This is a genomic window from Ruegeria sp. G5, assembly GCF_056533365.1.
The window spans coordinates 478,478-502,260 of record NZ_JBQFOK010000001.1 but is presented as its reverse complement, the minus strand read 5'-3'; the positions used below and the strand labels follow the sequence as shown (position 1 = coordinate 502,260).

Sequence of the window (23,783 nt, the reverse complement as noted above, 5' to 3'; positions counted from 1 at the left end):
GGAATCTGCGGCTGGACCGCGCATTTATAGGTTATGAACGCGCATATGACATTCTCAGTGGTCGCTTTGACCCTTGCCATCGGTACCGCCGGACCCAGTTCAGCGCAGGTGACAGGATCGGTGGCCGAGTTGGACATTCTGGATGGCGGACGGACAGCACAAGGCACATACCTTGGCGCGGTACGTGTGACACTGGAAGAGGGGTGGAAAACCTATTGGCGCGCGCCCGGCGACGCCGGAATCCCTCCGCAATTCGACTGGAACAGTTCGGACAATGTCGGGGATGTTTCTATCACCTGGCCCGCTCCGGATATCTTTGACCAAAATGGGCTGACATCCATCGGCTATGAAGACCAGCTGGTTTTGCCGGTCGAAATCACACCGCGCGACCCGGCGCGACCGGTTCATCTGAAGGGCACGATGGATCTGGGCGTATGCAAAGACGTCTGCATTCCCGCGCAGCTTGGCTTTGACCACTCTGTCGATGCCGAGGCCGATCGCAACCCTGCGATTGCAGCCGCGCTGGCCCAACGACCCTATTCCGCGAAAGAGGCGCAGGTCACCGCAGCACAGTGTCAACTGACCCCGACATCGGACGGTATGCAGATTGAGGCCCGGCTGACCATGCCTTCGGCCGGTGGCACCGAGCTTGCCGTGATCGAACCCGGCAATCCGACCCTTTGGGCCTCGCAACCCAAGACCGAGCGTCACGGGGACACGTTGATCGCAACATCCGAAGTGATCAGCGCGTCAGGGGCATCTTTTGCGCTGGACCGGTCGGAAATCCGGATCACCGTTCTGGGTGCCAATCACGCCGTCGATATTCAAGGGTGCAGCGCAGGCTGACCGGGGTGACACAATCGCCCAAAATCGGTGCTTTGGCCGTTGTGTTGCACAACGATCACGTCCTGCTAGTAAAACGCAGCAAACAACCGGACGCAGGTCTTTGGGGGTTTCCCGGTGGCCACGTGGAATGGGGTGAAACGGTTTTGCAAGCAGCACAACGCGAGCTGTCCGAAGAAACCGCGATCATAGCAGAACCGTTGCATTATCTGGACAACCTCGATCTGCTACGCCAGGACGCGCAAGGCGAGACTATTTCCCACTATCTTTTGGTCGGCGTAGCCTGTCGGTACGTGTCAGGTCAGCCCACAGCGGGCGATGATGCGCTCGACGCGCGTTGGTTTCCTTTGGAGCAAATACGCAAGCGCGATCTGCCCATGAGCGACCGGGTCACCGATCTATTGGAAACAGCTTTGCGACGCAGTTAAGCCATTCGATCCCTGAGGCGTGTGTACAACAATCCAGACAGCACAACACTGCACAACAAAATGACTGCAGCTCCGGCAACAAAAGCGCCTAGCCCCATGTGCAGGGCAGCAAGCCCATCTTCTGATCCATAAAGGCCCGACAGGACGCCAACCGGGCCACCGGTTACTGCAGGCCAGACCATTGTTACGCCAAACCAAACCATCAGCGTCGCACCTGTCGCCACAAGCGCGCCCTGAACTACCCGGTCAGGCGCACGTAAAGCGCGCCGCATCGCGGTCATCGGACGCGCCAGATCGTTGAGAATAGCCAACAGCGCTGGCACCAGAATCAGAACCAACACCATGCCAAAGGCCAAACCGTAAACCAGCGTGATCACTGTCGGTTTGAGGAACTGCGCCTGCTGTGATCCTTCATACAGTAGCGGCGTCAGCCCCAGAACAGTCGTCAGCGTGGTCAGCATAACGGGGCGCAGACGGTCGGCGGTTCCCTCGATTATCGACGGCACCAAACCGCGATCCTTTTGGTAAGCGTCAATAGTTGTCACCAGGACAATCGAGTCGTTGATGATGATCCCTGTCATGCCCAACAAGCCGACAACTGTGAACATGCTGAGCGGCACATCCCAGATGTAATGCCCCCAGATCGTACCGACCAAGCCGAATGGAATGATCGCCATCACCACCAGCGGTCTGGTCCAACTGGCGAACACCCACGCCAAGACCAGATAGATACCCGTCAGACACAGGATCAAACCGGTACGCGCCTCTGACAGGAACTCATCCTCCTGTTCGCTTAGCCCGGCCATCGTCCATTCGACCTGACGTTCTGCGGCGATGTTGGGCAGTATCTCTTCGCTCATGGCGCGGCTGATTTCTTCGGCCCGCGCGGGATCATCCTCGGATATGTCACCGTTGACCGAGATCACCCGCAGCCCGTTTTCACGCCGTACTGTCGAAAACCCTGACCTGCGCTGGACCGAGACGATATCAGCAAGAGGCACATATACCCCATCCGGAGTTCGCATCAGCGTTCGTTCCAGGAAATCCGCCGTTAGCTCGCTTTCGGGAAGCTCGACCCGTATTTCGGCGCTGCGCGGGCCATCTGGGAAAGTCGCGGCCTCGATCCCGTTCAACCGATCCCGTAGAACACGGCCCAGTGTTTCAATCCGGAACCCTAAGGCCTGACCCTGCGCGGTCAGATCCAGAATGAACTCTTCCTTGTCATAGGCAAGGTTGTCTTCCAGAGCTGAAACCTCGGAATATTTGGCCAGCTCGGCCTGCAGATCCTCAGACGCGGTCTTGAGCGTATTGACGTCGGCGCCGTAGAACTGAACGTCAATCGCATCACCGCCCGGACCAGACCGCCAACCGCGGAAGCTGAGCAGCTCGACCTTGGGATGGCGCGGTACGAAATCCTGCAGCTCGCCCACGAATTCAAAACTGGAATAGGGCCGCAGATCTGCGTCGATCAACTCGATCGAGATGCCGCCCAAAAGGTCTTCGTCTTTCCCGTCTGCCGCCGATAGCCCAAACCCTGCCGATCCACCGACCTCGGCCAGGACATAGTCGATCGGATTGCGCCCGTGCCGTTCTTCGTAGATCACACCCAATTCGTCCACCGCTGTTTGCAACTGACGCATCATTGCCAGCGTGTCTTCGCGGGTGGCCCCCTCGGCCATGATGAAGTTCCCAGTGACCGAGCCGCGCTCGGGCGCGTTAAAGAACCGCCAGTTCACATCACCACGAATGAACAGAACAGCCTGGCTGGCAAGGATCAGGATCATGGATGCAACGACCACGTAACGCGCCCAGATGACCCAGGCGATCGCGGGGCGGAACAAGTGGTCACGCACCCATCGGAACCCGCGATTAACCACGCGGTTGGGCATATCGTACCAGTGTTCCTTGGCCGAGTGCGCAATGGCGTGCGCCATGTGGTTTGGCAGGATCAAAAAGCATTCAATCAGCGACGCAATCAAAACAGCGATCACGGTGAACGGGATGTCACGGATCAATTCGCCGAACCGTCCCCCGATTGCAGTCAGGCCAAAAAAGGCGATCACCGTCGTTAGCGTAGCCGCAAAGACCGGCATAGCCATCCGGCGCGCAGCACGTTCTGCCGCCACCATGGGCGCTTCACCAAGACGGCGGGCGCGGAAATCAGCGTGTTCGCCCACCACGATGGCGTCGTCCACCACGATCCCCAACGTAATGATCAGGCCGAACAGCGACACCATGTTGATCGACAGCCCGCCGATATACATGAACGCAATCGCGGCCGACATTGCCACCGGTATCCCCGCCGCGACCCAAAAGGCGATGCGCGCGTTCAGAAACAGGAACAGCAGACAAACGACCAACCCGAGCCCGACCAGCCCGTTATCGATCAGGATATCCAGGCGATCGGTAATCGCCTGCGCGCGGGTCCGGATCAGTTCGACCGTCACGCCCTCGGGCAGGCTGGCTTGCATTTCGGCAAGCACATCCTCGACCGTGTGCTGGATTTCAATCGCATCACCAAGGTTCGAGCGGTCAACCCTTACTGACATCGCCGGGTTTTCGCCTACAAAATAGCTGCGGACCCGGTCGACGCCTTCAACCCGGATTTGCGCAACATCTCCGATCAACATCTTTGAGCCATCGGCGAAATTGCGCAGTGGGATGCTTTCGATTTCTTCCGGCGTTCGTTTTTCCGTACCGGTCCGGATACGCGCGTTGGCCCCGCTGACGTCGCCGGCGGGGTTGGCGTTCACCTCGGCTGCAACCGCCTGCGCAATCTCGGACAAAGTAATGTCGTTGGCGATCAACTGAGCGGTGGGAACCTCGACGACAACGCGCGGTGACGCCAATCCTTGGATGGTTGTGCGCGTGACGCCGACCGCAAAAAGCCGGTTGATCAATTCATCTGTAAACTTGGCCAGTTGGTCGGGCGATACCGGCCCGGTCAAGACCACATCCGTGACCCGATCCCGCCAGGCCCCGCGACGGATTGTGGGTTCTTCGGCGTCTTCCGGCAGGTTAGTCACCCCGTCGATAGCGGTTCTGACCTCTTCTACCGCACGGGACATATCCCAGTTCGGCTCAAACTCCATCCGGATACCGGCCCGCCCCTCGCGCGAGGTCGACTCTGTGCTTGAGACGCCTTCAACAGCCAAAAGCGCAGGTTCAAGGATCTGGACAATGCCGTTGTCGACGTCCTCAGGCCCGGCGCCTTCCCACTCGATATTCACGTCGACAATTTCGCGAACCACATCGGGAAAGAACTGAGCCCTCATGTTCGGGATGGCGGCTGCACCCAGAACCAGCATGACCAGCAGCAATAGATTGGCAACCGTCCGATGCCGGGTGAAATAGCTGAGGATACCGCTTGCCGCGCCGGGGATCTCGCGCATCATCGCGCCTATCCCCCCGCCCGGTTTTCTATGCGACGCACGAGCGATGCGGGCACTTTGGCCTCACCAAGCTGCGTCAGAACGCGGTCTTTCATGTCCTTTGGCATCCGGTCGCTTGCTTCGACCTGCGCCACAAGCTGTGCGCGTTGTTCATCGGTCAGTTCAACCATATCCGATTCGACACTTGCGCTGTCTTCGTCCCTGAGCGGTCGAACCCGAACACCAGGACCAAGCAGAGGCGTGCGGCCAACGACAACTTCACGCCCTTCTAGGCCTTCGCCGCGCAGCAAGACCTCATCTCCCTGACGGCGGATCAACTGTACCGGCAGCGCTTCGAGGCGGTCATCCTCTCCTAGCACCAGAACCGTTCCGATTGCATCCAGTACCGAAGATGGCAGCCTGACCACGTTGTCCAGTGGTTGCTCTTCGACAGTAACCGTAACGAAATCCCCCGGCTTAAAGCCTGAAACGTCTTCAAGGCGCGCATAAATCAAACGCCCTGTCTGGCCTTCACCGGCCGAGCCGCTGTCGCGACTGATCCGGCCCGTGGCCAGCAAATCCGCCCCGGTCACTTCAAGCGACACGGTCACCGGTGCGCTGATCAGATCCCCCTCGGCATCCAGAAGACGCACGAATTGCGCAGTAGACACACGGAACGCGACCTCAAGCGCGTTCGCATCGACCAGTTCCGCCAGTTTTTCATTGGCGGCGACCAACCGACCTTCGACAAGGGTCACATCTGTCAGAGTTCCGCTAAAGCGCGCGCGTATCGTCATGTCCTTGAGATCGCGCTCAGCCGCTTCCAGCGCAATACGCGCCCGGGCCAGCAAGGTAGACGCCTGATCCACGCGCGATTCTGCCTGTGCCAACGCAATACGACTGGACAGTACCGCCTGCTGTGCAACAGCTTCGGCCAGTTCAGCCTCTTCCACGGCGGCCGCTGCGCCCACACCGCGCGTTTGAAGGTCTTTCTGACGTTGCATGGCACGGCCACGTAACTCTGCCTGCGACTCGGCCGAGTTCAATTCGTCCTGCGCCAAAAGCAATGAACGTTCAGCATCACGTTCTTCAAACTGGGCATCCAGCAAGTCAGATTTAGCTCGGTCCAACGCCGACTGTGCATCCGCAGGGTCCAGCTCAACCAAAACCTCACCGGCGGTCACGACACCGCCATCCTCAAAATCGTCGGACAAGGTCACGACGCGCCCACCCAAAGCGGCGCGCAGTTCAAGGCGACGACGGCTTTGAACTTCGCCAAAGGCCTCCAACAAAGGGGTTACCGTTTCGAGTTCGGCTTCGCGCACACTTACGGCAAAGACACGCTCGCGCGCTTGCGGGGCCTTATCTTCGCGCGCCAGCACGTCCTGAACCGCCCCGGCGATCATCTGGGCAGCCGCAAACAGCAGCGCCAGCGTCACGGACGCCAGAAACACACCAACAAGGCTTTGCCTTAAAAAGCGCATGTTACTCAAACCCCGGTTGCATCATGCTACCACAAACAAAAGGTAGCCGGACCGTCGAAATTGCCAAGCCACAAAGCAGTTATATACAGTTGAACGTACGACCAGTTTACTTCCGTCGCAGATGTTCGTCCAATCTGGGCATTATTTCCACGAAATTGCAGGGACGATGCCGGTAATCGAACTGTTTCTCTAAGATCCCGTCCCAAGCATCCTTGCACGCGCCGGGGCTGCCGGGCAGAGCAAACAAATAAGTTCCCCCTGCGACGCCACCCGTCGCCCGCGATTGCACGGCGGAGGTGCCAATTTTTTCCATAGACAGGATGGTGAAGACTGTTCCGAAAGCTTCGATTTCCTTTTCATAAACGTCGCGATGCGCCTCAACCGTCACATCGCGGCCGGTCAAACCGGTGCCGCCGGTCGATATCACGACGTCGATGTCAGAATCAGCAACCCATGCACGCAGCTGATCGGCTATCATACTGCGTTCGTCCGGAATAATCTTTCGATCCGCGACCGAGTGCCCGGCTTTTTCGATCCTGTCCACAAGCGTCTGGCCCGAGCGATCCTCGTCCAGAGACCGCGTGTCCGAAACCGTCAGTACCGCGATCCGGATCGGGATGAATTCCATTGTTTCATCAATGCGTGACATGCTGCGTCAGGCCCTTTCCATAACTGCAAGTCGGATAGCGAGTGCTGCAAAAATACCGCCTGTTACCCATCCCATGACCCGCGATGCACGCGGGTTTGAAATCAACACACGCCCCGCACCACCGGCGAAGACACCGACCAGCCCGTTCACCACAAAACCGCCCAGCGCAATTATCACGCCAAAGATCAGGAATTGCGGCAGGATCGGACCAAGCGCGGGGTTAACGAATTGCGGAATAAAGGCCAAGACAAACAAGATCACTTTAGGGTTGGTGAGATTTACGACCAACCCGTCCCGAAAGGCAAACTTCGCAGGTTTTGCAGGCGCATCGCCCGAGACTGCCCCGTTTCGGACCGCCCCCCAGGCCAGATACAAAAGATACGCGACGCCCATCCAGCGGATCACATCAAAGAGCCACGGCAAAGTCGACACCGCCGCGCCCAAACCCAGCCCCGCAAGCAGAACATGTACCATCAGGCCAGCAGACACCCCGGCACTGGCGATCAGCGCGGGCTTTGCACCTGAACGCAGCCCCTGTCCGAAACAGAACATCATATCTGCACCGGGCGTAAAGTTCAGGGCCAGAGCGGCAGGCACGAAAGCCAGCAAAGTAACGGTCTCGATCATGCATCCACCTCGAACCAACTGGGTCTGGGCCCAAGGTTGGCAACCTGCGTCCGCCCGATCACCCCACGATAGCCCCAACTGTCATGAATATGACCATGCAGCGAAATACTTGGTTGAACGCGTTCAATCGCGTCCCGAACGGCAACCGAACCGACCGAGTCGCCCATCGAGGTTGTGTCGCCATGACCTTTTGGCGGCGAATGCGTAATCAGAATATCAGCGCTGTCACACCGATCCAGCAACTCGGTCGCCTCGGCCTCGGTCAGGTCGCAGGACCAGTCACCAAAGGGCGTTTGGGGCACGCCATATCCCATTCCGAACAACCGCAGCCCGTCCAGCGTCATCCCGGCACCGTGCAGGACATGCACGCCTTCAGCCGCCGCGTCCGTCATCTCTTCGAAGCTTTCAGCGTTCCCCGGTACTAAAACCAAAGGAACAGAGATACCTGACAGCATCTCCATCGCTTCATCCAACCCTTGCCGCATATTGCAGAAATCACCCGCTCCGATGACCAGATCAGCGTCGACACTGGCTTTGACGACCTCGGCAGCGCGATTGCGTGCCATGTGCAGGTCCGAAAACGCCAGAATGCGCATCACTTGGCCTCCAACCGGGACTTAAGTTCCAGCAAATCGGCCCACGCCTCACGTTTCATCGCAGGCTGTCGCAATAGATAGGCAGGGTGGAACATGGGTATGACCGGCAAATCCATGGCCTGATCCCACTGCCCCCGCAAACGCGTGATGCCGCGTTTGCCAAGTACGGCCTGACAACTGATATTGCCCATCACCACAAGAATGTCGGGCTTGGCCAAGGCCACGTGGCGTTCCAGAAAGGGCTTCATCATCCCGATCTCTTCGGGTTTTGGATCCCTGTTCTGAGGGGGCCGCCATGGAAGGACGTTGGTGATATAGACGTCCCTGTCCCGCGACAGATTGATTGCCGCCAGCATCCGATCCAACAATTGTCCCGCCCGCCCGACGAAGGGCTTACCCTCGCGGTCTTCGTCGCGCCCCGGTGCTTCGCCGATGATCATCACCTTCGCGTCTGGCGACCCGTCAGCAAAGACCAACTGCCGCGCCCCGCGTTTCAGCTCGCAATGATCAAACGCCGCCATCGCATCGCGGAGTTGTTGTAGCGACCCTGCAGTCTGCGCGGATGCTTTGGCCACGGCCACCGCATCCACCGCGACCGGCTTGGCGGGTGCTGCCTGCGCTGCCGGTTTCTTGGCCTTTGGCGTCACATCCGGAAGCGAATAGCGATCAACCGGCGCATCACCGATTGCATCTGTCGCGCCCATTTCGATCTGCCACTCCAGCAGAGCCCGCGCTGTATGATAGTCCAAAGCCGATTCCATAGCCCTCAATCTAACCACCTTTTGACCGAGGGAAAGCGAATAGGTCTTGATCCACCGGCTGGTCGCACCGACGATCAGACCGTTCATGCGTGTTATTTTGCGATTCCTCTTGCTGACCCTGCTGCTGACATCCGTCGGCGGCCCCGGTTTTGCGCAGATCAACGACAGAAACAGCCTTCAAAACCGAGGCGGCCTTTACGACAGGAACGCTCAGTGCCAGGGCAGACAGCTTAGATGCGGCACCCGGTGCTGCGCGGCAGGCCAAAGGTGCAGCTTTGATGGCCATTGTATTCCACTAGGTGCCACATATTGCGGCGGTGGTTTGTCCTGCGGCCCGTTCGAACGCTGCGTCGACCGTCGTCGATGTGCGCCGAAGGGCGAAAACAAATGCCGTTCTACATTGGATTGCCCCAGCGGCACTTCGTGCAACGGGCGCGGCGAATGCGAGCCGATCACGCTGGAATTCACCCTGCCCCGCCCGCAAGCCAGATGTGACGACGGCAGCACCTGCGCAAGCGGCTCAAGCTGTTTGCCCGGTGGCGGTTGCACGCAACCGGGCTGGTTCTTGTGCGAAAAAACCGGCTCGCAATGTCGCCCGGGTTTCAAATGCTCAAGAAACCAGGGATGCGTGCCCGTCAAGGCTGTCGACTGTGGTTATGCCAAATGGTGCAAACCCGGCGAGCAATGCCTGCCCGGAGGCGGGTGCGAGAAACTGCCCGAGGGGTCGGAACCATAGGTTGCCTTAGCCCACGCAGGTTTCTATAAGCGGCTCGATTGTCAGACAGGAGCCCGCCCATGCGTTTCGCCCATCGTCACCTTCTTGGCATCGAGCATCTGTCGCAATCCGATATCACCGCCATTCTTGATCTGGCCGAAACCTATGTCGACATGAACAGACAGTCGACCAAGCGTTCTGACGTGCTGTCGGGGCTGACGCAGATCAACATGTTCTTTGAGAACTCGACCCGTACGCAGGCCAGTTTCGAACTGGCGGGCAAGCGGCTGGGCGCGGACGTGATGAACATGGCGATGCAGGCCAGCTCGATCAAAAAGGGCGAGACGCTGATCGACACAGCCATGACGCTGAACGCGATGCATCCCGACCTGTTGGTGGTGCGGCACCCGCATTCTGGTGCGGTCGACCTGCTGGCGCAGAAAGTGAATTGTGCCGTGCTGAACGCGGGCGACGGGCGACACGAACATCCCACGCAGGCTTTGCTGGACGCGCTGACAATCCGCCGCGCTAAGGGCCGTCTGCACCGGCTGAACATCGCGATTTGCGGGGATGTGGCGCATTCCCGCGTGGCGCGCTCGAACCTGATCCTGTTGGGCAAGATGGAAAACCGCATCCGCCTGATCGGCCCGCCGACCCTGGTGCCCGGCCAGTTCGCTGAATTTGGCGCCGAAATCTATGACGATATGAACGAGGGCCTTCAGGACGTCGACGTCGTGATGATGCTGCGCCTTCAGAAGGAACGCATGGATGGCGGCTTCATCCCGTCCGAGCGCGAATATTATCACCGCTACGGGCTGGATGCCGCGAAACTGGCGCTGGCCAAGCCTGACGCCATCGTCATGCACCCCGGCCCGATGAACCGTGGGGTCGAGATCGATGGCACACTGGCTGATGACATCAACCGGTCCGTCATTCAGGAACAGGTCGAGATGGGCGTCGCCGTCCGTATGGCCGCGATGGAGCTGCTGGCCCGCAATCTGCGCGAGGCCGCATGAGCAACCTGACCGTCGCCCCCAACGAACGCGGCGTAATCCGCCTGTTCACGCTGGACATGCGCCCGGAAGAGGCAAAATTTCTGCGCGAACCGGGTGCGGCTGATCAGGTTCTGGGGGTAGAAGGTCTGGACCCTGCACAGATCGACATCTTTCCGGTCTCGGACCTCGAAGATCTGGGGCTTTATGGCTACCTGAATGACGGTTGCGGGGTGTCACAGGACCAGTTGAACCGCACTATTCTGGACTCTGTCGAAGGCTGGGTCATGGTTTTGCGCAGCGCAGCGTTTGGCGGTCGTACGGCGACATTGAAACCCGATCCCAGACTTAGCCTGCTGGAGCTTTTGACCGAAGAGGCCACAAACTGGACCGGCGGCATTATTGAAACGGAAAGCGCCAAACCTTATTCCGCGCCTCAGTCACCGTCTGAAAATGATCAACCGCGCCGGATAGGTTCAGCCATTCTGGCGCTGGTTATTCTGATAGCTATCGGAGGTGTCCTATGGCTGATCCTGTGATCTTTACCCCTAACCGGGGTGCCTACATCCAAACAAATCTGACCCTTGCCGCCATTGCGATGGCGGGCGCGATGATTGTTCTGTGGCTGATCGGCAATCCCTATGTCTGGACCGGTGCCCCCGCCGGGCTGGCCGCCATTGGTATCCGCGCGTGGTATCTGGCCTCGGAAGAGCTGACCAATACGTGGGAAATGACTGACACCACCCTCACCGGTCCGGGCCCGCGCACCGTGGCGTTGAACCAGATTGAGGCCGTCAACACCATGGGCAGCTTTGTTCAGGTCGTAACCAAAAGTGGCGACAAACATCTGATCAAGTACCAGGCCGACCCTGCCGCCACCAAAGCCGCGATTGAAAGGGCGATGGGATGACGGACAGCGGTGAAGCTTGGTGGCGCAGTCAGATCCCAGACGACGAACAGGTCATTTGGTCAGGACGTCCGCATAACGGGTTTTTTCCCTATCAGGTGGGTTGGTCCTATCGCATTCTGATCTCTGGCCTCGCGCTGGCATGGCTGGCCAGCCCTCTATTCGCAGACACCGTTAGGGATTATTGGAAACTGGTCAGCTGTACGGCGCTTCTTGCGTTCTTCATCTGGTGGGACCGTTTGGTACGTTCAAAGCGCGTCTATGTTGTCACGACACATAACGCTTGGTGGATCAGTGAGATTTTCAAACCCAAGTGTGTTCCAATTGACAGTGCATTGAAATTTCATCGCAGCAGACAGAATGTCGTGTTTTCCCGCCGACTTTTCCTTGTATTCGAATATCTTGCCGACCCTGACGCCGCTTTAGCGGCCTTGAAACAAGCCCGAGAGGCCTCAGCATGACATCCGCAGTTTTCTCCAACGCCCGTCTGATTGACCCCGAAGCCGGGACGGACTCGGCCGGTTGGCTCCACGTCGCGGAAGGACGGATCGTTGCGCGCGGCGAAGGCGAGGCTCCGTCCGTGGACGCGCACGTTATCGATTGCGGTGGGCAATGCCTGGCCCCCGGTATCGTCGATATCGGCGTCAAGGTGTGTGAGCCCGGTGAACGGCACAAAGAAAGCTATAAATCCGCAGGGTTGGCAGCAGCGGCCGGTGGGGTAACCACCATCGTCACCCGGCCCGATACATTACCTGCAGTCGACACGCCCGAAACGCTGGAATTCGCAACCCGCCGGGCACAGGCAGATGCGCCGGTCAATGTGTTGCCCATGGCCGCTTTGACAAAAGGACGCGAAGGGCGCGAAATGACCGAGATCGGGTTCTTGCAGGACGCGGGGGCTGTGGCCTTTACCGATTGCGATCATGTCATCACCAACACCAAGGTGTTCTCACGCGCTTTGACCTACGCCAAATCCTGCGGCGCGCTGGTGATTGCACACCCGCAAGAACCTGGGCTGAGCCAGGGTGCAGCGGCCACCAGCGGCAAATTTGCCGCTCTGCGCGGGCTGCCCGCCGTTTCACCCATGGCGGAGCGTATGGGGCTAGACCGCGATATTGCACTGCTGGAAATGACTGGCGCGGCCTATCACGCCGACCAGATCACCACCGCCCGCGCCCTGCCCGCGCTGGAGCGCGCCAAGCGCAACGGGTTGGACATAACCGCGGGCACTTCGATCCACCATCTGACGCTGAACGAACTTGACGTGGCCGATTACAGAACCTTCTTCAAGGTCAAGCCACCCCTGCGATCCGAAGACGACCGGCAAGCCGTGATTGAGGCCGTGCGCACCGGCCTGATCGACACGATCAGCTCGATGCACACGCCACAGGACGAAGAAAGCAAACGGCTACCGTTCGAAGAAGCAGCCTCTGGCGCGGTGGCGCTGGAAACGCTGCTGCCCGCCGCATTGCGCCTCTATCATTCAGACCAACTGGACCTGCCGACCCTGTTCCGCGCCATGTCGCTGAACCCCGCAAAGCGGTTGGGTCTTGAGGGTGGCCGCCTTGCCCAAGGTGCGCCGGCCGACCTTGTTCTGTTCGACCCCGATGTGCCGTTTGTCCTGGACCGGTTCAGCCTGAAATCGAAATCGCAGAATACGCCGTTTGACGGTCAGCGGATGCAAGGTAAGGTCACCGCAACATACGTGGCAGGACAAGAAATCTACCGGAGACCCTAATGCCCCCGATTGACAGCTCAACGGCCCAACTCCTGTTATGGGCCGCGCTTGGATACCTGATGGGGTCCGTCCCGTTTGGGATGATCGTCGCCAAAGTCATGGGGCTGGGAAATCTGCGCGACATCGGGTCGGGCAATATCGGCGCAACCAACGTTCTGCGTACCGGGAACAAATCCGCCGCGGCCCTGACCCTGATTTGCGACGCCGCAAAAGGTGCCGTCGCCGTACTGCTGGCCCGCGCCCTTGCCGGTGAAGACGCCGCACAGATCGCTGCACTAGCGGCGTTTCTTGGCCATTGTTTTCCGGTTTGGCTGGGCTTCAAAGGCGGTAAGGGCGTCGCAACATTTCTGGGCATTTGGCTGGCGTTGGATTGGCGTATCGGTATCGCGTGTTGCTTGACGTGGTTGGTTGCCGCCTTGGTCTGGCGCATCTCTTCACTTGCCGCGCTCTCGGCGGCGGCCATGTCGACAATCTGGATCATGCTGCTAACAAACGGACAAGCGTTCTTTCTGGGCATGGCGCTGACACTGCTTGTCTATTGGCGCCACAGCGCCAACATCGCGCGGATACGCGCGGGCACTGAGCCTAAGATCGGCCAGTCTTGACGACATCAGACGCGTTCCTGAACGCTTTCTTTGCGATACCATTGGGCACTTCGACCGGCTCCAGCAACGGCCGGCGGTATGTCGTCAGTCGTTCGAAACTTGCACGCGGCAAATCAAACAAACTTGTCGCTCACCAGCTTGGCGGTTCGGACTATATCAGCCTGAACCTGTACCTCACTCAAAACAGCGGTGCATTGTTGCGGCCTTGTGAAATGACGGTCGAAAAGGTGACTTCATTTGTCATCAATTTTTTGCCCGATCTCTGACCTTCGATCTGCATTTCTGCACAATAACTATTCGATTACGCACAATCACAATTGATTGTTTTGAACGTGAAGGCGGAACCACCCACTTCGGGATCGTGACGGCCAATTACCGACCGCACGGAACAAAATCTAAAAAGGGCGGCCCTAGTTCAATTATTGTACTGACAGGTTGCTCAATTCACGAAAGGTGAAAACCATGAACAAGTTCAAATCCCTCATCGGCGGCGTTGCGCTGTCCGTCGCAGTTGCAAGCACGGCTCTGGCTGCTGGCGTTGAGCTGAACGCAAGCTCGACCGGTCTGGCGCTGCAGGGTTACGACCCGGTTGCCTATTTCACCGTTGGCGAAGCAACCAAAGGTGACTACCGCATCACCACGCTGCACAACGATGCGCTGTATCGCTTTGCAAACGAAGAAAACAAAGCTGCGTTCGAAGAGAACCCAGAAGCATACCTGCCTGCATATGGCGGCTACTGCGCCTTCGGCACCGCAATGGGCTTCAAGTTCGATGGTGACCCGAACTACTGGAAAATCGTTGACAACAAGCTGTACCTGAACCTGTCGGCAGACATTCAGGAACGCTGGGAAGGCGACATCCCGGGCTTTAACGAGCGCGCAGACGCCAACTGGAAAGACATCGCGACCAAAACTCCGGCCGAACTGCAAGCGCAGTAAATCGACCAAAGGTTTAGAAAGATCGGCGGCAGATATTTCTGCCGCCGATCTTTTTTGTAGTAGGCAGCTATCTATTCGCCCGAAAGCTCGAGAACCGTGCTGCCTGTTGTTTGGCGGGCTTCCAATGCGCGGTGGGCCTCTGCCACCTGCTGCAACGGAAAACGCTGGTCGATGTGAATCTTGACCTCGCCACCTTCGACCTTGTTGAACAGCCGCCGGGCCATAGCCTGACACACCGCATGATCAGAAATATGCGTGAACAATGTTGGCCGCGTGATTTTCAACGACCCCTTTTTCGCAAGAATGCCGATATCCATCAAAGGTACCGGCCCGGAAGCATTGCCAAACGAAATCATCATGCCCAATGGCTTTAGACAATCCAACGAGCCGTTGAACGTATCAGCACCGATCGAGTCCATCACAACGTCTACGCCCTTGCCGCCGGTGATCTCGGACACACGTTGGGCGAAGTCCTCAGTTTTGTAATTGATGCAGTGCGTGGCACCATTGAATTGGGCAAGGCTGCATTTTTCATCGGTCCCAGCCGTCCCGATCAGTTTGATCCCTTCGGATTTCGCCCACTGACAGGCAATCAGCCCGACACCTCCGGCGGCTGCATGGAAAAGAACGGTATCGCCACGCCTGAGCGGCGTTGTACGGTGGAACAGATATTCGACCGTCATCCCCTTGAGCATCATGGCAGCCGCGGCATCAAAGGATATTCCGTCAGGCAAAGGGCAGACCTGCGCAGCGGGCATGACCCGCGCCTCGCAATAGGCTCCGGAAGGGGCGGCGGCATACGCGGCGCGCTGGCCGGGCACAAGATGTGTCACACCCTCACCGACAGCTTCGATAACACCCGCTGCTTCCATCCCCAATGCATGAGGCAAATCCATCGGATAGAGGCCAGTACGCTGATAGACATCGATGAAATTCAAACCACAGGCATGATGCCGGATACGGACCTCTCCGGGTCCCGGATCACCAAGAGCGCGGTCTTCGATCTTCAGTACCTCGGGGCCACCATGTTCGTGAATGACGACTGTACGTGCCGTTTGCTGCATACTCACCTCCTTACACCTGACGACAAGCTAACACGCCTGTGTCACAGGGCAATCGGCACGATGGCATGAGGTTTGCAAAAAACTGTGCTATACTTGACGCCTAAGCGTTGCCGGCTGGTCCGGCCAAGGGCAACTCATGTCGGATCATCTCTGCTGCGCGTGTCTGCAAACGGGAGGGATGACGATGGTCAGGACGATAGGAAATCCGATCAGTTGGGCGGCCCGGAGTATCGGTGCCACCGGAGACCACATAGCAGAAAGCGTGAACCGGATCGGCAGCGCAGAGACGCGTCAGGTGCCGGAACCTCAGAAACTAAGACTAAGCGATTTGTGGGCCTGCTTGCGGGCCGGTTCTGATGACTTTCTTGAAACCCGGGCCGACGCGATCTTTGTCGTGCTGATCTACCCGATCGCCGGTCTGTTGATGTTTGGCTTTGGGTTGAACAAGAACATGGTCCCGCTTCTGGCCCCTCTGGTGGCGGGCTTTGCCTTTGTGGGGCCCGTGGCGGCTGTTGGCCTGTATGAGATCAGCCGACGTCGCGAACAGGGAACCGAGGCGCATTGGCTGGACGCGTTCGGCGTTTTCCGCTCGCCCTCGTTCGGGGCCATTCTGGCGCTGGGGTTCTATCTGGTCATGCTGTTGCTGATTTGGCTGATGGTGGCCCAAAGCATCTATGAACATACGCTTGGCCCCGATTTACCCACATCGTTCGGCGCATTCCTAAGCGATGTTTTCACCACCACGGCAGGTTGGACGATGATCCTCGCGGGCAATGCCATTGGGTTCATGTTCGCGCTGGTCGCCCTGGCAATCAGCGTGGTCAGTTTTCCACTGCTTCTGGACCGCAAGGTTGGTGTGCCTGTGGCCGTTGTGACTTCCGTACGGGTCTTGCGACGCAACCCCGGCGTCATTCTGACGTGGGGGTTCGTCGTCGCCGTATCGCTGATCCTGGGGGCGGTCCCGATGCTCTTGGGTCTTATTGTCGTCATCCCGGTCCTGGGCCATGCGACCTGGCACCTTTACCGGCGTGCCGTAGCCTGACTCAATTGCCTACGTTCAAAACGATTTTGCCGATATGACCCGAGCTTTCCATCCGTGCATGTGCAGCCGCTGCGTCTGCCAATGCGAATTCGCTATCCATGACCGGAGCGACCTTGCCTGCGGCAAGTAACGGCCAGACCGCTTCACGCAAGTCTTGTGCGATTTTCGCTTTGGCCAGATCGCTTTGTGGCCGCAACGTACTGCCGGTCAGGGTCAGGCGTTTGACCATCATCATCGCAAAATTCAGCTCGATCTTCGGGCCTTGAAGAAAGGCGATCTGAACCAACCGACCGTCCTCGGCCAGCGCTTTGACATTGCGGGGGATGTAATCACCACCCACCATATCAAGGATCAGGTTCGCACCGCCCTCGGCGCGCATAGCGGCCACAAAATCCTCTTCACGATAATTGATGGCTTTTTCCGCGCCCAGGCTGACGCAGGCCGCGCATTTCTCATCCGATCCGGCGGTGGCAAACACGCGTGCGCCAAAGGCGTTGGCCAATTGGATGGCCGTCGTACCAATCCCGCTTGAGCCGCCATGCACCAGGAACCTCTCACCCGCTTTAAGGCCGCCGCGTGTGAAAACGTTCGACCAGACCGTGAAAAAGGTTTCGGGTAAACAGGCGGCCTCTTTCAAACCCATCCCGGCGGGAACCGGTAAACAATGCGCAGCGGGCGTTGCCACATATTCAGCGTACCCACCACCCGGCAGCAATGCGCAGACCTGATCGCCAATGGAAAGGCCTTCGACACCGGCACCGACGGCCACAACTTCGCCCGATGCCTCAAGCCCCGGCAGATCGCTGGCCCCGGGGGGCGGGTCATAGGCACCAGCGCGCTGCAACGCATCCGGACGATTGACCCCTGCATAAGCAACCTTGAGAACGACCTGACCCGTAGCCGGTGTTGGCACAGGCCGCTCGGTCAACTGCAGAACATCCGGGCCACCGGGTTTGGTGATTTCAACGGCGCGCATCATCTGGGTCATGGGAAAATCTCCTTTGCGCAATGCCTAGCAGGCAATTCACGGAAGGCCCAGCGACAAGCCAGTTACTTGCGCGGGTTCAGCAATCCTGGCAAATCGGCCCGCATTTTCATCGGAGCTTTGACCTGACCCGCCAACCAGTTTGGAACAGCCAGAAAGGGCTTGAGCAGAGGGTTACCATTGACCTGAGACTTGAGCTTTTCGAACTGCATGACGTTGTCGATCCGCCGGTCCAGGAATTCCCACGTTTTCTGATGATCCGGCGAATCATCACCCAACCAAAACAACAGGGTCGAAGAATAGACACCCGATAAGGTTGCCCGCTTGGTGTACCAATTCACATCATCCGAGGTATCCCCCAGCGTATCCCAGATCAGATCGCAGGTCTGCCAGAGCGCCTTCGCCCCATCGGCTGCATGCATCGGCAGGGCAAACAGCGTCATTCCCCGGCGCACCAGTTCCTTGTCTTCGACAGCCTGCAGACGAAATCGAACGGCTGTGGCAATGCGATCCCGGAACTTCAGATCGGACAAATCTTCGGTTTTCAGGCGTTCTACCATTGCGGCATCGCCCCGTGCGTGGAATGCCAGCGCCATATCTACCGCGCCACGGGGACAAATCGCGCGGGCCAATGTGTCTTCGATCTCGCAATCCGCGACCGCCATACGAAAGCTGGTTTCCGACCAGCCATCAAACGGAACATGGCCCAGCATTGCATCCAGTAGCTGGTCTTTTGCGTCTTCATAAGTGGTGGTCATGGCGGTTCTCCGGTTCTCGGGTCCAGTACTAGACAAGATAGGGGCGCTTTGCTATACGGCCAACTCCTGCAATTTCCTTGCAACTCTATCTAGAAAGGTGGTGACAACCACATGCAGGTTAGTGTTCGCGACAATAACGTCGATCAGGCGCTTCGTGCCCTGAAGAAAAAGCTGCAGCGCGAAGGCGTGTTCCGTGAAATGAAGCTGAAGCAACATTTCGAGAAACCGTCCGAGAAGAAAGCGCGCGAGAAAGCTGAAGCGATCCGCCGTGCCCGTAAACTGGCACGCAAGAAAGCCCAGCGCGAAGGTTTGCTCTAAGCGCAGCCCGAAAAGTGGGAACCGGTTTTCGGGCCAAGCTGCGCGAAATCAAACCACTGACGCTCGTCCAGCTTTGGATGACACTATTTGACGACCCCCGAAGCATCGCTCGGGGGTTTGTCGTTTCAGGGGTATCGAAGGGTCATTGGGATCAGTAGATTTTCGGCACGTGCAATTCGTCCGGTAGAACACGGCGTTCATATTCCGGGTTGTACTTGCGGTCCGGCAGATTGACCTTTTCCTGCGGCACATCTGTATAGGGTATCTTGGTCAAAAGGTGCTCGATACAATTCAGACGTTCGCGTTTCTTGTCGTTGCCTTCAACAATGTACCACGGCGCTTCGGGGATATTGGTGCGGAACAGCATATCCTCTTTGGCCTTCGTGTAGGACTCCCACCGGATACGCGATTCAAGATCCATTGGTGACAGTTTCCACTGTTTCATCGGGTCATGAATCCGCATCAGGAAGCGCAGTTGCTGTTCTTCGTCAGAGATCGAGAACCAGTATTTCAACAAAATGATACCCGACCGCACCAGCATGCGTTCAAATTCGGGAACGTCCTGAAAGAACTGCTCAACCTGATCTTCGCTGGCAAAACCCATCACACGTTCGACGCCTGCGCGATTGTACCATGACCGGTCGAACAAAACGATTTCACCCGCCGCAGGCAGATGCGGAACATAACGTTGGAAATACCATTGGCTCTGTTCCCGGCGGCTGGGCGCTGGCAGAGCGACCACGCGGGCCACACGCGGGTTCAGGCGCTGGGTGATCCGTTTGATTACACCCCCTTTGCCGGCACTGTCGCGCCCTTCGAACAGAATGCAAACTTTCGCGCCGGTGTGCTGGACCCAATCCTGAACCTTGATCAGCTCGGCCTGAAGCCGCAGCAGGTTCCGGAAATACACCTTGCGATCCAGCATCTCTGGGTGCTGGTCCTTGTAGATCTTGCGGATTTCCATCGACAGCATGGGTTCGCTGAACTCGATCTCAAAATCTTCGTCCAGCGTGTCTTCCAACTCGGCTTCCAGCCAGTCTTTGGAGGCGTCGTTATATTCGTCGGCCAAAATCTGCTCCTTATGTGTCAACGGGTTCAGACCGTATCAGGCGCGTGTAAACGCCTGATGTCATCAGAAGAATTGATGAAAGCCCATTTCTAATTATAACAGCTTGCGGCCACAAGATCACTGCGGCGCGAAAACGCAACCAACCCTCTGATCAATCAGTGCAGGCCAGCCTTTGATGGGCTTGCCAGAACCGGGTTTGTCGCGTCATGAAGGCGGATGTCCAAAGCGTGAGAGGACCGTGGCGCATTTTATCTCATTACTCCCTTCGATCTGGCCGTGGTTGATCCTGATCACCGCTCAAATATGCGCTGTTAGTGGTCAAAATCCCATTGGCTTCGCGTTGCTGGCATTGTTCGGGATCGTATCTTTGGCCACGGGCCTCGTGGATCCCGTCGCCGTGACTATCGTTGTCTCAGGTATTATCGGTGCAGCATTTCTACACCGCTTGTCCGGAGCACCTGCCGCGCTTGGCCATGTCGCACTGGTGCTTTGGTGCCTTGCTTTGGGCATCCACGTTTTTCCCGGATTTCATAATCTGTTGGTATTAGACCAAGTGCGGGCCGGTCCAGACAGCACAACGTTCACGATGTACCTGAACCTGGACAAGCCAATGATCCTGTTTGCGGTGCTCGTCGCGTGGCCCAGCATGATCAAAAACGGTAACGCGTTTCGCGCGGCTCCGATGTTGATCGGACTCGCACTTCTGCCTGCGCTGTTTCTGTTGGGATTGACGGTCGGTGCTATTCACCCGGAATTCGGCATACCACCCTGGTGGCTTGTTTTCGCCATGTCCAATCTGTTTTTGACCTGCCTGACAGAGGAAGCTTTCTTTCGCGGCTACCTGCAATCCGCTTTATCCTCGAAGATCGGCACCATTTGCGGGGTCGCAATTGCCAGCGTACTATTTGGTTTTGCCCATATCGCCGGTGGCCTGCCATTAGTAGCTTTCGCCACGATCCTGGGGGCGGCTTGTGGGCTTGGATACTATGCAACAGGGCGCTTATGGGTTCCCGTTCTTATGCATTTCGCTTTTAACGCAGCGCACCTGATTTTGTTTACCTATCCCGGCCCGGCCTGATTACACAGGCAAAGCCGTGGTTTTGAAAACGGTGCGCAATGCAAACGAACTTTGCATTTGGGCCACGCCCGGTAAGCGCGACAAGTATTGGCGATGGATACGGGCAAAATCCTCGGTGTTTTCGGCAACGACCTTGAGGATGTAATCCGCTGTGCCAGCCATCAAATGGCACTCCAATACATCCGGAATACGCGCGACGGCCTTCTCAAAGGCTTCCAAGACTTCTTCGGCCTGTCCCTGCAGCGTGATCTCGACAAATACGGTTGTCGGTACATTCATTTTACGCGCGTCCAACAGCGCTACGTAATTGCGAATAAACCCATCCGCTTCAAGCCTTTGCACGCGCCGGTGGCAGGCTGAGGGCGACAGATTCACCTGCTCGGACAGCTCTGCATTCGACATCCGGCCATTTCGTTGTAACGCCGCCAGAATCTTTCTATCCGTCGTATCTAGGCTCATTCACGCAAATCCTTTGCAAGTTTAGATCATTTTACCGCAGAATCTTTCAAAGAGAACCGCAGATAGTGAGAGAGTTTCACAGAAATTGCGCCTCGATATGCCCATTATTTAAGCAGTTTATGAACGGAGAAACCCAATGAAGATCGGTTGCCCCAAAGAAATCAAACCGCAAGAGTTTCGCGTTGGCATGACCCCAAACGCAGCGCAAGAAGCAATCGCCCGAGGCCATGAGGTAATTATTGAAACCGGTGCCGGGCAGGGCTCTGGCTTTGACAATGACGCATACTTTGCAGCGGGTGCGCGCATCGTTGATACTGCGGCCGAGGTCTTTGCGACGGCTGACATGATCGTCAAGGTCAAGGAACCGCAGGCGGCAGAACGCAAGATGCTGCGTGAAGGTCAATTGCTGTTCACTTACCTTCACCTTGCGCCCGACCCAGATCAGACGCACGACTTGCTGGCGTCGGGTTGCACAGCCATTGCCTATGAAACCGTAACAGACGCAGGCGGCGGCCTGCCTTTGTTGGCCCCCATGTCCGAGGTTGCCGGTCGTCTGGCCCCACAAGTTGGATCGTGGACACTGCAGAAAGCCAACGGCGGTCGGGGTGTTCTGATGGGCGGCGTTCCCGGTGTGGGCCCGGCCAAAGTCGTTGTCATCGGCGGTGGTGTTGTCGGAACGCATGCAGCCAAGATCGCGGCCGGGATGGGTGCTGATGTCACGGTTCTGGATCGCTCACTGCCCCGCCTGCGGTACTTGGATGATGTGTTCGGAAAACAGTTCAAAAACCAGTATTCAACCGCTGGCGCGACGGCCGAATTGATCCAAACAGCGGATATGGTAATCGGTGCTGTGCTGATCCCGGGTGCAGCCGCGCCGAAACTGGTCACGCGCGCGCAACTGTCTACCATGAAACCCGGCGCGGTTCTGGTGGACGTCGCGATTGACCAGGGCGGGTGCTTTGAAACGTCCAAAGCAACGACGCATGCCGAACCGATCTATGAGGTCGATGGTATCATGCACTACTGCGTTGCCAATATGCCCGGCGCCGTTGCGCGGACGTCAACGATCGCATTGGGCAACGCCACGATGCCTTTTATGCTGGCGCTGGCTGACAAAGGCTGGAAACAGGCATGTCAGGACGACCCTCACCTGATGGCCGGCCTGAATGTCCACGCGGGTCAGTTGACCTACTATGCGGTCGGCAAAGCCCTGGGAATAGACGTCGTATCCCCCAGCATTGCGATCAAGTCCTGAAGCCTCCCGCCCCTGAAAGCGCCCTCTTGCGAGGGCGTTTACTGCGTTGGGCGTGGCGCCGCGCTGGTGCGCGTCACGGCATCCTGCTGGCCCTCATACCAATAAACGCAAAAGCGCCGCGCATCAGCGCGGCGCCGGGCCCAACCGGAGGCGGGCATGCCAATGCCCAATCGACGGGCGGGAGCACTAACCTTGTTTCTGAATTTCCACAGAATGTGGGTAGGGGATGGAAACACCCTTGGCGTCAAATGCTTCCTTAACCGCCTTGGTGAGTTCGAACTTTATGTCCCAATAGTCCGCAGCGGCACACCAGAGGCGCGCTGTCAGATCGACTGAGCTGTCACCCAGATTGGTGACACGCACCCAGGGCTCGGGATCGCTATGAATCCGCTCATCTGCCTTTGCCACATCCAGAATGATCTTCATCGCCTCATCAGCGCTGTCGCCATAGTCGATACCAAAGACCAAATCGACACGTCGTGTATCATGCGCGGAATAGTTTGTGATGATCGATCCCCAGGATTGACCGTTGGGGACAATGATCTGCACGTTGTCGGGTGTAACTAGCTCAGTCGTGAACAAATTGAGATCCTTAACGGTTCCCGCCGTGCCGCCAATGTCCACATACTGCCCCAGTTTATAGGGACGAAACACAACCAGCATGACGCCTGCGGCCAGATCGCTGAGCGTGCCTTGCAGCGCCAGACCAATGGCCAGGGATGCGGCACCCAGAATGGCGACGATACTGGTGGCTTGGATTCCGAAAATGCCAAGCACCGCAACCAGCACCATGGCCAGGATCGCCCATTTGACGAGGCTGGCCATAAAATTCCCCAATGTCTGGTCGATATGCGGCGTCGCGTTGATCCTGCGGCGCACCACGCCACCAATCGCCCCGGCAACGATCCAACCCAGAATTAGAACAATCAGCGCTTTGACCGCGCTCATGATAAGAGGCGCAAACGCCCCGACCTGTGTTACGACCTCATCCACGCGCTTCTCCTTTGCGAGTCACAACAAACCCGCGGCAATAGCGCGGGGGTCACAAGATTGTGAGTGATAACTGCGGTTCAGTCTAGGTGTGAGTTTCTGCGGTTTTC

Annotated in this window: 27 protein-coding genes; 14 read left to right on the top strand and 13 right to left on the bottom strand. The window is 57.8% G+C overall.

Annotated features, from left to right (window positions below; all coding sequences use genetic code 11):
- Nucleotides 1–33 precede the first annotated feature (33 nt).
- Nucleotides 34–846: a protein-disulfide reductase DsbD domain-containing protein gene (locus tag ACR0BD_RS02475; RefSeq protein ID WP_480828698.1), complete on the top strand. Its 813-nt coding sequence runs from the start codon at nucleotides 34–36 to the stop codon at nucleotides 844–846.
- 5 nt (nucleotides 847–851) lie between these two features.
- Nucleotides 852–1,271: an NUDIX hydrolase gene (locus ACR0BD_RS02470; protein ID WP_480828697.1), complete on the top strand. Its 420-nt coding sequence runs from the start codon at nucleotides 852–854 to the stop codon at nucleotides 1,269–1,271.
- On the opposite strand, the gene ACR0BD_RS02465 is transcribed toward ACR0BD_RS02470, so the two are convergent.
- The 7 genes from ACR0BD_RS02465 to ACR0BD_RS02435 all read right to left on the bottom strand — a co-directional run bounded on the left by ACR0BD_RS02465 (nucleotide 1,268) and on the right by ACR0BD_RS02435 (nucleotide 9,045).
- Nucleotides 1,268–4,666 (bottom strand): efflux RND transporter permease subunit, encoded by a 3,399-nt coding sequence (locus tag ACR0BD_RS02465; protein ID WP_480828696.1) that lies wholly within the window; start codon nucleotides 4,664–4,666, stop codon nucleotides 1,268–1,270. The two genes, ACR0BD_RS02470 and ACR0BD_RS02465, sit on opposite strands and share 4 nt — an antisense overlap.
- A 5-nt stretch (nucleotides 4,667–4,671) precedes the next feature.
- Nucleotides 4,672–6,126: an efflux RND transporter periplasmic adaptor subunit gene (locus ACR0BD_RS02460; protein WP_480828694.1), complete on the bottom strand. Its 1,455-nt coding sequence runs from the start codon at nucleotides 6,124–6,126 to the stop codon at nucleotides 4,672–4,674.
- A 106-nt stretch (nucleotides 6,127–6,232) separates the two neighbouring features.
- Nucleotides 6,233–6,775 (bottom strand): molybdenum cofactor biosynthesis protein B, encoded by a 543-nt coding sequence (moaB, locus tag ACR0BD_RS02455; protein WP_480828693.1) that lies wholly within the window; start codon nucleotides 6,773–6,775, stop codon nucleotides 6,233–6,235.
- Nucleotides 6,776–6,781: 6 nt separating this feature from the next.
- A complete protein-coding gene (locus ACR0BD_RS02450) occupies nucleotides 6,782–7,402 on the bottom strand; it encodes a LysE family translocator (protein ID WP_480828691.1) in 621 nt (206 codons plus the stop codon).
- Complete coding sequence (locus ACR0BD_RS02445; protein WP_480828690.1) at nucleotides 7,399–7,998, bottom strand: metallophosphoesterase family protein; 600 nt, start codon at nucleotides 7,996–7,998, stop codon at nucleotides 7,399–7,401. The genes ACR0BD_RS02450 and ACR0BD_RS02445 overlap by 4 nt, the downstream gene beginning before the upstream one ends.
- On the bottom strand, nucleotides 7,998–8,759 hold the full coding sequence (locus ACR0BD_RS02440; RefSeq protein WP_480828826.1) for a uracil-DNA glycosylase: 762 nt from the start codon (nucleotides 8,757–8,759) through the stop codon (nucleotides 7,998–8,000). The genes ACR0BD_RS02445 and ACR0BD_RS02440 overlap by 1 nt, the downstream gene beginning before the upstream one ends.
- A gap of 10 nt (nucleotides 8,760–8,769) precedes the next feature.
- Complete coding sequence (locus tag ACR0BD_RS02435) at nucleotides 8,770–9,045, bottom strand: hypothetical protein (RefSeq protein WP_480828689.1); 276 nt, start codon at nucleotides 9,043–9,045, stop codon at nucleotides 8,770–8,772.
- Nucleotides 9,046–9,554: 509 nt separating this feature from the next.
- Between ACR0BD_RS02435 and ACR0BD_RS02430 the strand changes: the two genes are divergently transcribed.
- The 8 genes from ACR0BD_RS02430 (at nucleotide 9,555) to ACR0BD_RS02395 (ending at nucleotide 14,655) form a co-directional block, all read left to right on the top strand.
- Complete coding sequence (locus tag ACR0BD_RS02430; protein ID WP_480828688.1) at nucleotides 9,555–10,490, top strand: aspartate carbamoyltransferase catalytic subunit; 936 nt, start codon at nucleotides 9,555–9,557, stop codon at nucleotides 10,488–10,490.
- Entirely contained in the window at nucleotides 10,487–11,005 is a 519-nt protein-coding gene (locus tag ACR0BD_RS02425) for a hypothetical protein (RefSeq protein WP_480828686.1), read from the top strand. The genes ACR0BD_RS02430 and ACR0BD_RS02425 overlap by 4 nt, the downstream gene beginning before the upstream one ends.
- The gene (locus ACR0BD_RS02420; protein WP_480828685.1) at nucleotides 10,990–11,376 is read left to right on the top strand and encodes a hypothetical protein; all 387 of its coding nucleotides are present in this window, start codon (nucleotides 10,990–10,992) and stop codon (nucleotides 11,374–11,376) included. The genes ACR0BD_RS02425 and ACR0BD_RS02420 overlap by 16 nt, the downstream gene beginning before the upstream one ends.
- Entirely contained in the window at nucleotides 11,373–11,834 is a 462-nt protein-coding gene (locus tag ACR0BD_RS02415; RefSeq protein ID WP_480828684.1) for a hypothetical protein, read from the top strand. Before ACR0BD_RS02420 ends, ACR0BD_RS02415 begins: the two co-directional genes overlap by 4 nt.
- The gene (gene pyrC, locus ACR0BD_RS02410; RefSeq protein WP_480828683.1) at nucleotides 11,831–13,111 is read left to right on the top strand and encodes a dihydroorotase; all 1,281 of its coding nucleotides are present in this window, start codon (nucleotides 11,831–11,833) and stop codon (nucleotides 13,109–13,111) included. The genes ACR0BD_RS02415 and pyrC overlap by 4 nt, the downstream gene beginning before the upstream one ends.
- Nucleotides 13,111–13,716: a glycerol-3-phosphate 1-O-acyltransferase PlsY gene (gene plsY, locus ACR0BD_RS02405; protein ID WP_480828682.1), complete on the top strand. Its 606-nt coding sequence runs from the start codon at nucleotides 13,111–13,113 to the stop codon at nucleotides 13,714–13,716. The genes pyrC and plsY overlap by 1 nt, the downstream gene beginning before the upstream one ends.
- Before the next feature lie 41 nt (nucleotides 13,717–13,757).
- Nucleotides 13,758–13,982 carry a hypothetical protein gene (locus ACR0BD_RS02400; RefSeq protein WP_480828681.1) on the top strand — a complete coding sequence of 75 codons (225 nt, stop codon included), beginning with the start codon at nucleotides 13,758–13,760 and terminating at the stop codon, nucleotides 13,980–13,982.
- A gap of 196 nt (nucleotides 13,983–14,178) precedes the next feature.
- Complete coding sequence (locus ACR0BD_RS02395; protein WP_480695373.1) at nucleotides 14,179–14,655, top strand: YHS domain-containing (seleno)protein; 477 nt, start codon at nucleotides 14,179–14,181, stop codon at nucleotides 14,653–14,655.
- Nucleotides 14,656–14,726: 71 nt separating this feature from the next.
- On the opposite strand, the gene ACR0BD_RS02390 is transcribed toward ACR0BD_RS02395, so the two are convergent.
- Nucleotides 14,727–15,719, bottom strand: a complete 993-nt coding sequence (locus tag ACR0BD_RS02390; protein WP_480828680.1) for a quinone oxidoreductase family protein — start codon at nucleotides 15,717–15,719, stop codon at nucleotides 14,727–14,729.
- A 184-nt stretch (nucleotides 15,720–15,903) separates the two neighbouring features.
- Here ACR0BD_RS02390 and ACR0BD_RS02385 point away from each other — a divergent pair, with 184 nt between their 5' ends.
- Nucleotides 15,904–16,761: a DUF2189 domain-containing protein gene (locus ACR0BD_RS02385; RefSeq protein ID WP_480828678.1), complete on the top strand. Its 858-nt coding sequence runs from the start codon at nucleotides 15,904–15,906 to the stop codon at nucleotides 16,759–16,761.
- Between the two features lies 1 nt (nucleotide 16,762).
- Here the strand turns inward: ACR0BD_RS02385 and ACR0BD_RS02380 are convergent, their stop codons facing one another.
- Nucleotides 16,763–17,749: an NAD(P)H-quinone oxidoreductase gene (locus tag ACR0BD_RS02380; protein ID WP_480828677.1), complete on the bottom strand. Its 987-nt coding sequence runs from the start codon at nucleotides 17,747–17,749 to the stop codon at nucleotides 16,763–16,765.
- A 62-nt stretch (nucleotides 17,750–17,811) separates the two neighbouring features.
- Entirely contained in the window at nucleotides 17,812–18,504 is a 693-nt protein-coding gene (locus ACR0BD_RS02375; protein ID WP_480828676.1) for a COQ9 family protein, read from the bottom strand.
- A 111-nt stretch (nucleotides 18,505–18,615) separates the two neighbouring features.
- Between ACR0BD_RS02375 and rpsU the strand changes: the two genes are divergently transcribed.
- Nucleotides 18,616–18,822, top strand: coding sequence for a 30S ribosomal protein S21 (gene rpsU / locus ACR0BD_RS02370; protein WP_005614280.1), 207 nt, complete (start codon nucleotides 18,616–18,618; stop codon nucleotides 18,820–18,822).
- Nucleotides 18,823–18,973: 151 nt separating this feature from the next.
- Here rpsU and ppk2 read toward each other — a convergent pair whose 3' ends face one another.
- Nucleotides 18,974–19,891 carry a polyphosphate kinase 2 gene (gene ppk2 / locus ACR0BD_RS02365; RefSeq protein WP_480695383.1) on the bottom strand — a complete coding sequence of 306 codons (918 nt, stop codon included), beginning with the start codon at nucleotides 19,889–19,891 and terminating at the stop codon, nucleotides 18,974–18,976.
- A 238-nt stretch (nucleotides 19,892–20,129) separates the two neighbouring features.
- On the opposite strand from ppk2, the gene ACR0BD_RS02360 reads away from it, so the two are divergent.
- Nucleotides 20,130–20,969 (top strand): CPBP family intramembrane glutamic endopeptidase, encoded by an 840-nt coding sequence (locus ACR0BD_RS02360; RefSeq protein ID WP_480828675.1) that lies wholly within the window; start codon nucleotides 20,130–20,132, stop codon nucleotides 20,967–20,969.
- On the opposite strand, the gene ACR0BD_RS02355 is transcribed toward ACR0BD_RS02360, so the two are convergent.
- Entirely contained in the window at nucleotides 20,970–21,428 is a 459-nt protein-coding gene (locus tag ACR0BD_RS02355) for an Lrp/AsnC family transcriptional regulator (protein WP_480695387.1), read from the bottom strand.
- Between the two features lie 136 nt (nucleotides 21,429–21,564).
- Between ACR0BD_RS02355 and ald the strand changes: the two genes are divergently transcribed.
- Complete coding sequence (gene ald, locus ACR0BD_RS02350; RefSeq protein WP_480828673.1) at nucleotides 21,565–22,683, top strand: alanine dehydrogenase; 1,119 nt, start codon at nucleotides 21,565–21,567, stop codon at nucleotides 22,681–22,683.
- 186 nt (nucleotides 22,684–22,869) lie between these two features.
- Here the strand turns inward: ald and ACR0BD_RS02345 are convergent, their stop codons facing one another.
- Nucleotides 22,870–23,631, bottom strand: coding sequence for a mechanosensitive ion channel family protein (locus ACR0BD_RS02345; RefSeq protein ID WP_480828825.1), 762 nt, complete (start codon nucleotides 23,629–23,631; stop codon nucleotides 22,870–22,872).
- Nucleotides 23,632–23,783: the final 152 nt, after the last annotated feature.

Excerpts from the sequence above, each read along its gene's own strand:
- ACR0BD_RS02415 (WP_480828684.1), top strand. The coding sequence starts at position 11,373 with ATGACGGACAGCGGTGAAGCTTGGTGGCGCAGTCAGATCCCAGACGAC.
- pyrC (WP_480828683.1), top strand. The coding sequence starts at position 11,831 with ATGACATCCGCAGTTTTCTCCAACGCCCGTCTGATTGACCCCGAAGCC.
- ACR0BD_RS02460 (WP_480828694.1), bottom strand. The coding sequence starts at position 6,126 with ATGCGCTTTTTAAGGCAAAGCCTTGTTGGTGTGTTTCTGGCGTCCGTG.
- ald (WP_480828673.1), top strand. The coding sequence starts at position 21,565 with ATGAAGATCGGTTGCCCCAAAGAAATCAAACCGCAAGAGTTTCGCGTT.
- ACR0BD_RS02465 (WP_480828696.1), bottom strand. The coding sequence starts at position 4,666 with ATGATGCGCGAGATCCCCGGCGCGGCAAGCGGTATCCTCAGCTATTTC.
- ACR0BD_RS02425 (WP_480828686.1), top strand. The coding sequence starts at position 10,487 with ATGAGCAACCTGACCGTCGCCCCCAACGAACGCGGCGTAATCCGCCTG.
- ACR0BD_RS02420 (WP_480828685.1), top strand. The coding sequence starts at position 10,990 with ATGGCTGATCCTGTGATCTTTACCCCTAACCGGGGTGCCTACATCCAA.
- ACR0BD_RS02385 (WP_480828678.1), top strand. The coding sequence starts at position 15,904 with ATGGTCAGGACGATAGGAAATCCGATCAGTTGGGCGGCCCGGAGTATC.
- ACR0BD_RS02390 (WP_480828680.1), bottom strand. The coding sequence starts at position 15,719 with ATGCAGCAAACGGCACGTACAGTCGTCATTCACGAACATGGTGGCCCC.
- ACR0BD_RS02435 (WP_480828689.1), bottom strand. The coding sequence starts at position 9,045 with ATGGCCATCAAAGCTGCACCTTTGGCCTGCCGCGCAGCACCGGGTGCC.
- ACR0BD_RS02445 (WP_480828690.1), bottom strand. The coding sequence starts at position 7,998 with ATGCGCATTCTGGCGTTTTCGGACCTGCACATGGCACGCAATCGCGCT.
- ACR0BD_RS02380 (WP_480828677.1), bottom strand. The coding sequence starts at position 17,749 with ATGACCCAGATGATGCGCGCCGTTGAAATCACCAAACCCGGTGGCCCG.
- ACR0BD_RS02395 (WP_480695373.1), top strand. The coding sequence starts at position 14,179 with ATGAACAAGTTCAAATCCCTCATCGGCGGCGTTGCGCTGTCCGTCGCA.
- ACR0BD_RS02355 (WP_480695387.1), bottom strand. The coding sequence starts at position 21,428 with ATGAGCCTAGATACGACGGATAGAAAGATTCTGGCGGCGTTACAACGA.
- ACR0BD_RS02430 (WP_480828688.1), top strand. The coding sequence starts at position 9,555 with ATGCGTTTCGCCCATCGTCACCTTCTTGGCATCGAGCATCTGTCGCAA.
- ACR0BD_RS02475 (WP_480828698.1), top strand. The coding sequence starts at position 34 with ATGAACGCGCATATGACATTCTCAGTGGTCGCTTTGACCCTTGCCATC.
- ACR0BD_RS02440 (WP_480828826.1), bottom strand. The coding sequence starts at position 8,759 with ATGGAATCGGCTTTGGACTATCATACAGCGCGGGCTCTGCTGGAGTGG.
- ACR0BD_RS02375 (WP_480828676.1), bottom strand. The coding sequence starts at position 18,504 with ATGACCACCACTTATGAAGACGCAAAAGACCAGCTACTGGATGCAATG.
- ACR0BD_RS02450 (WP_480828691.1), bottom strand. The coding sequence starts at position 7,402 with ATGATCGAGACCGTTACTTTGCTGGCTTTCGTGCCTGCCGCTCTGGCC.
- plsY (WP_480828682.1), top strand. The coding sequence starts at position 13,111 with ATGCCCCCGATTGACAGCTCAACGGCCCAACTCCTGTTATGGGCCGCG.
- rpsU (WP_005614280.1), top strand. The coding sequence starts at position 18,616 with ATGCAGGTTAGTGTTCGCGACAATAACGTCGATCAGGCGCTTCGTGCC.
- moaB (WP_480828693.1), bottom strand. The coding sequence starts at position 6,775 with ATGTCACGCATTGATGAAACAATGGAATTCATCCCGATCCGGATCGCG.
- ACR0BD_RS02345 (WP_480828825.1), bottom strand. The coding sequence starts at position 23,631 with ATGAGCGCGGTCAAAGCGCTGATTGTTCTAATTCTGGGTTGGATCGTT.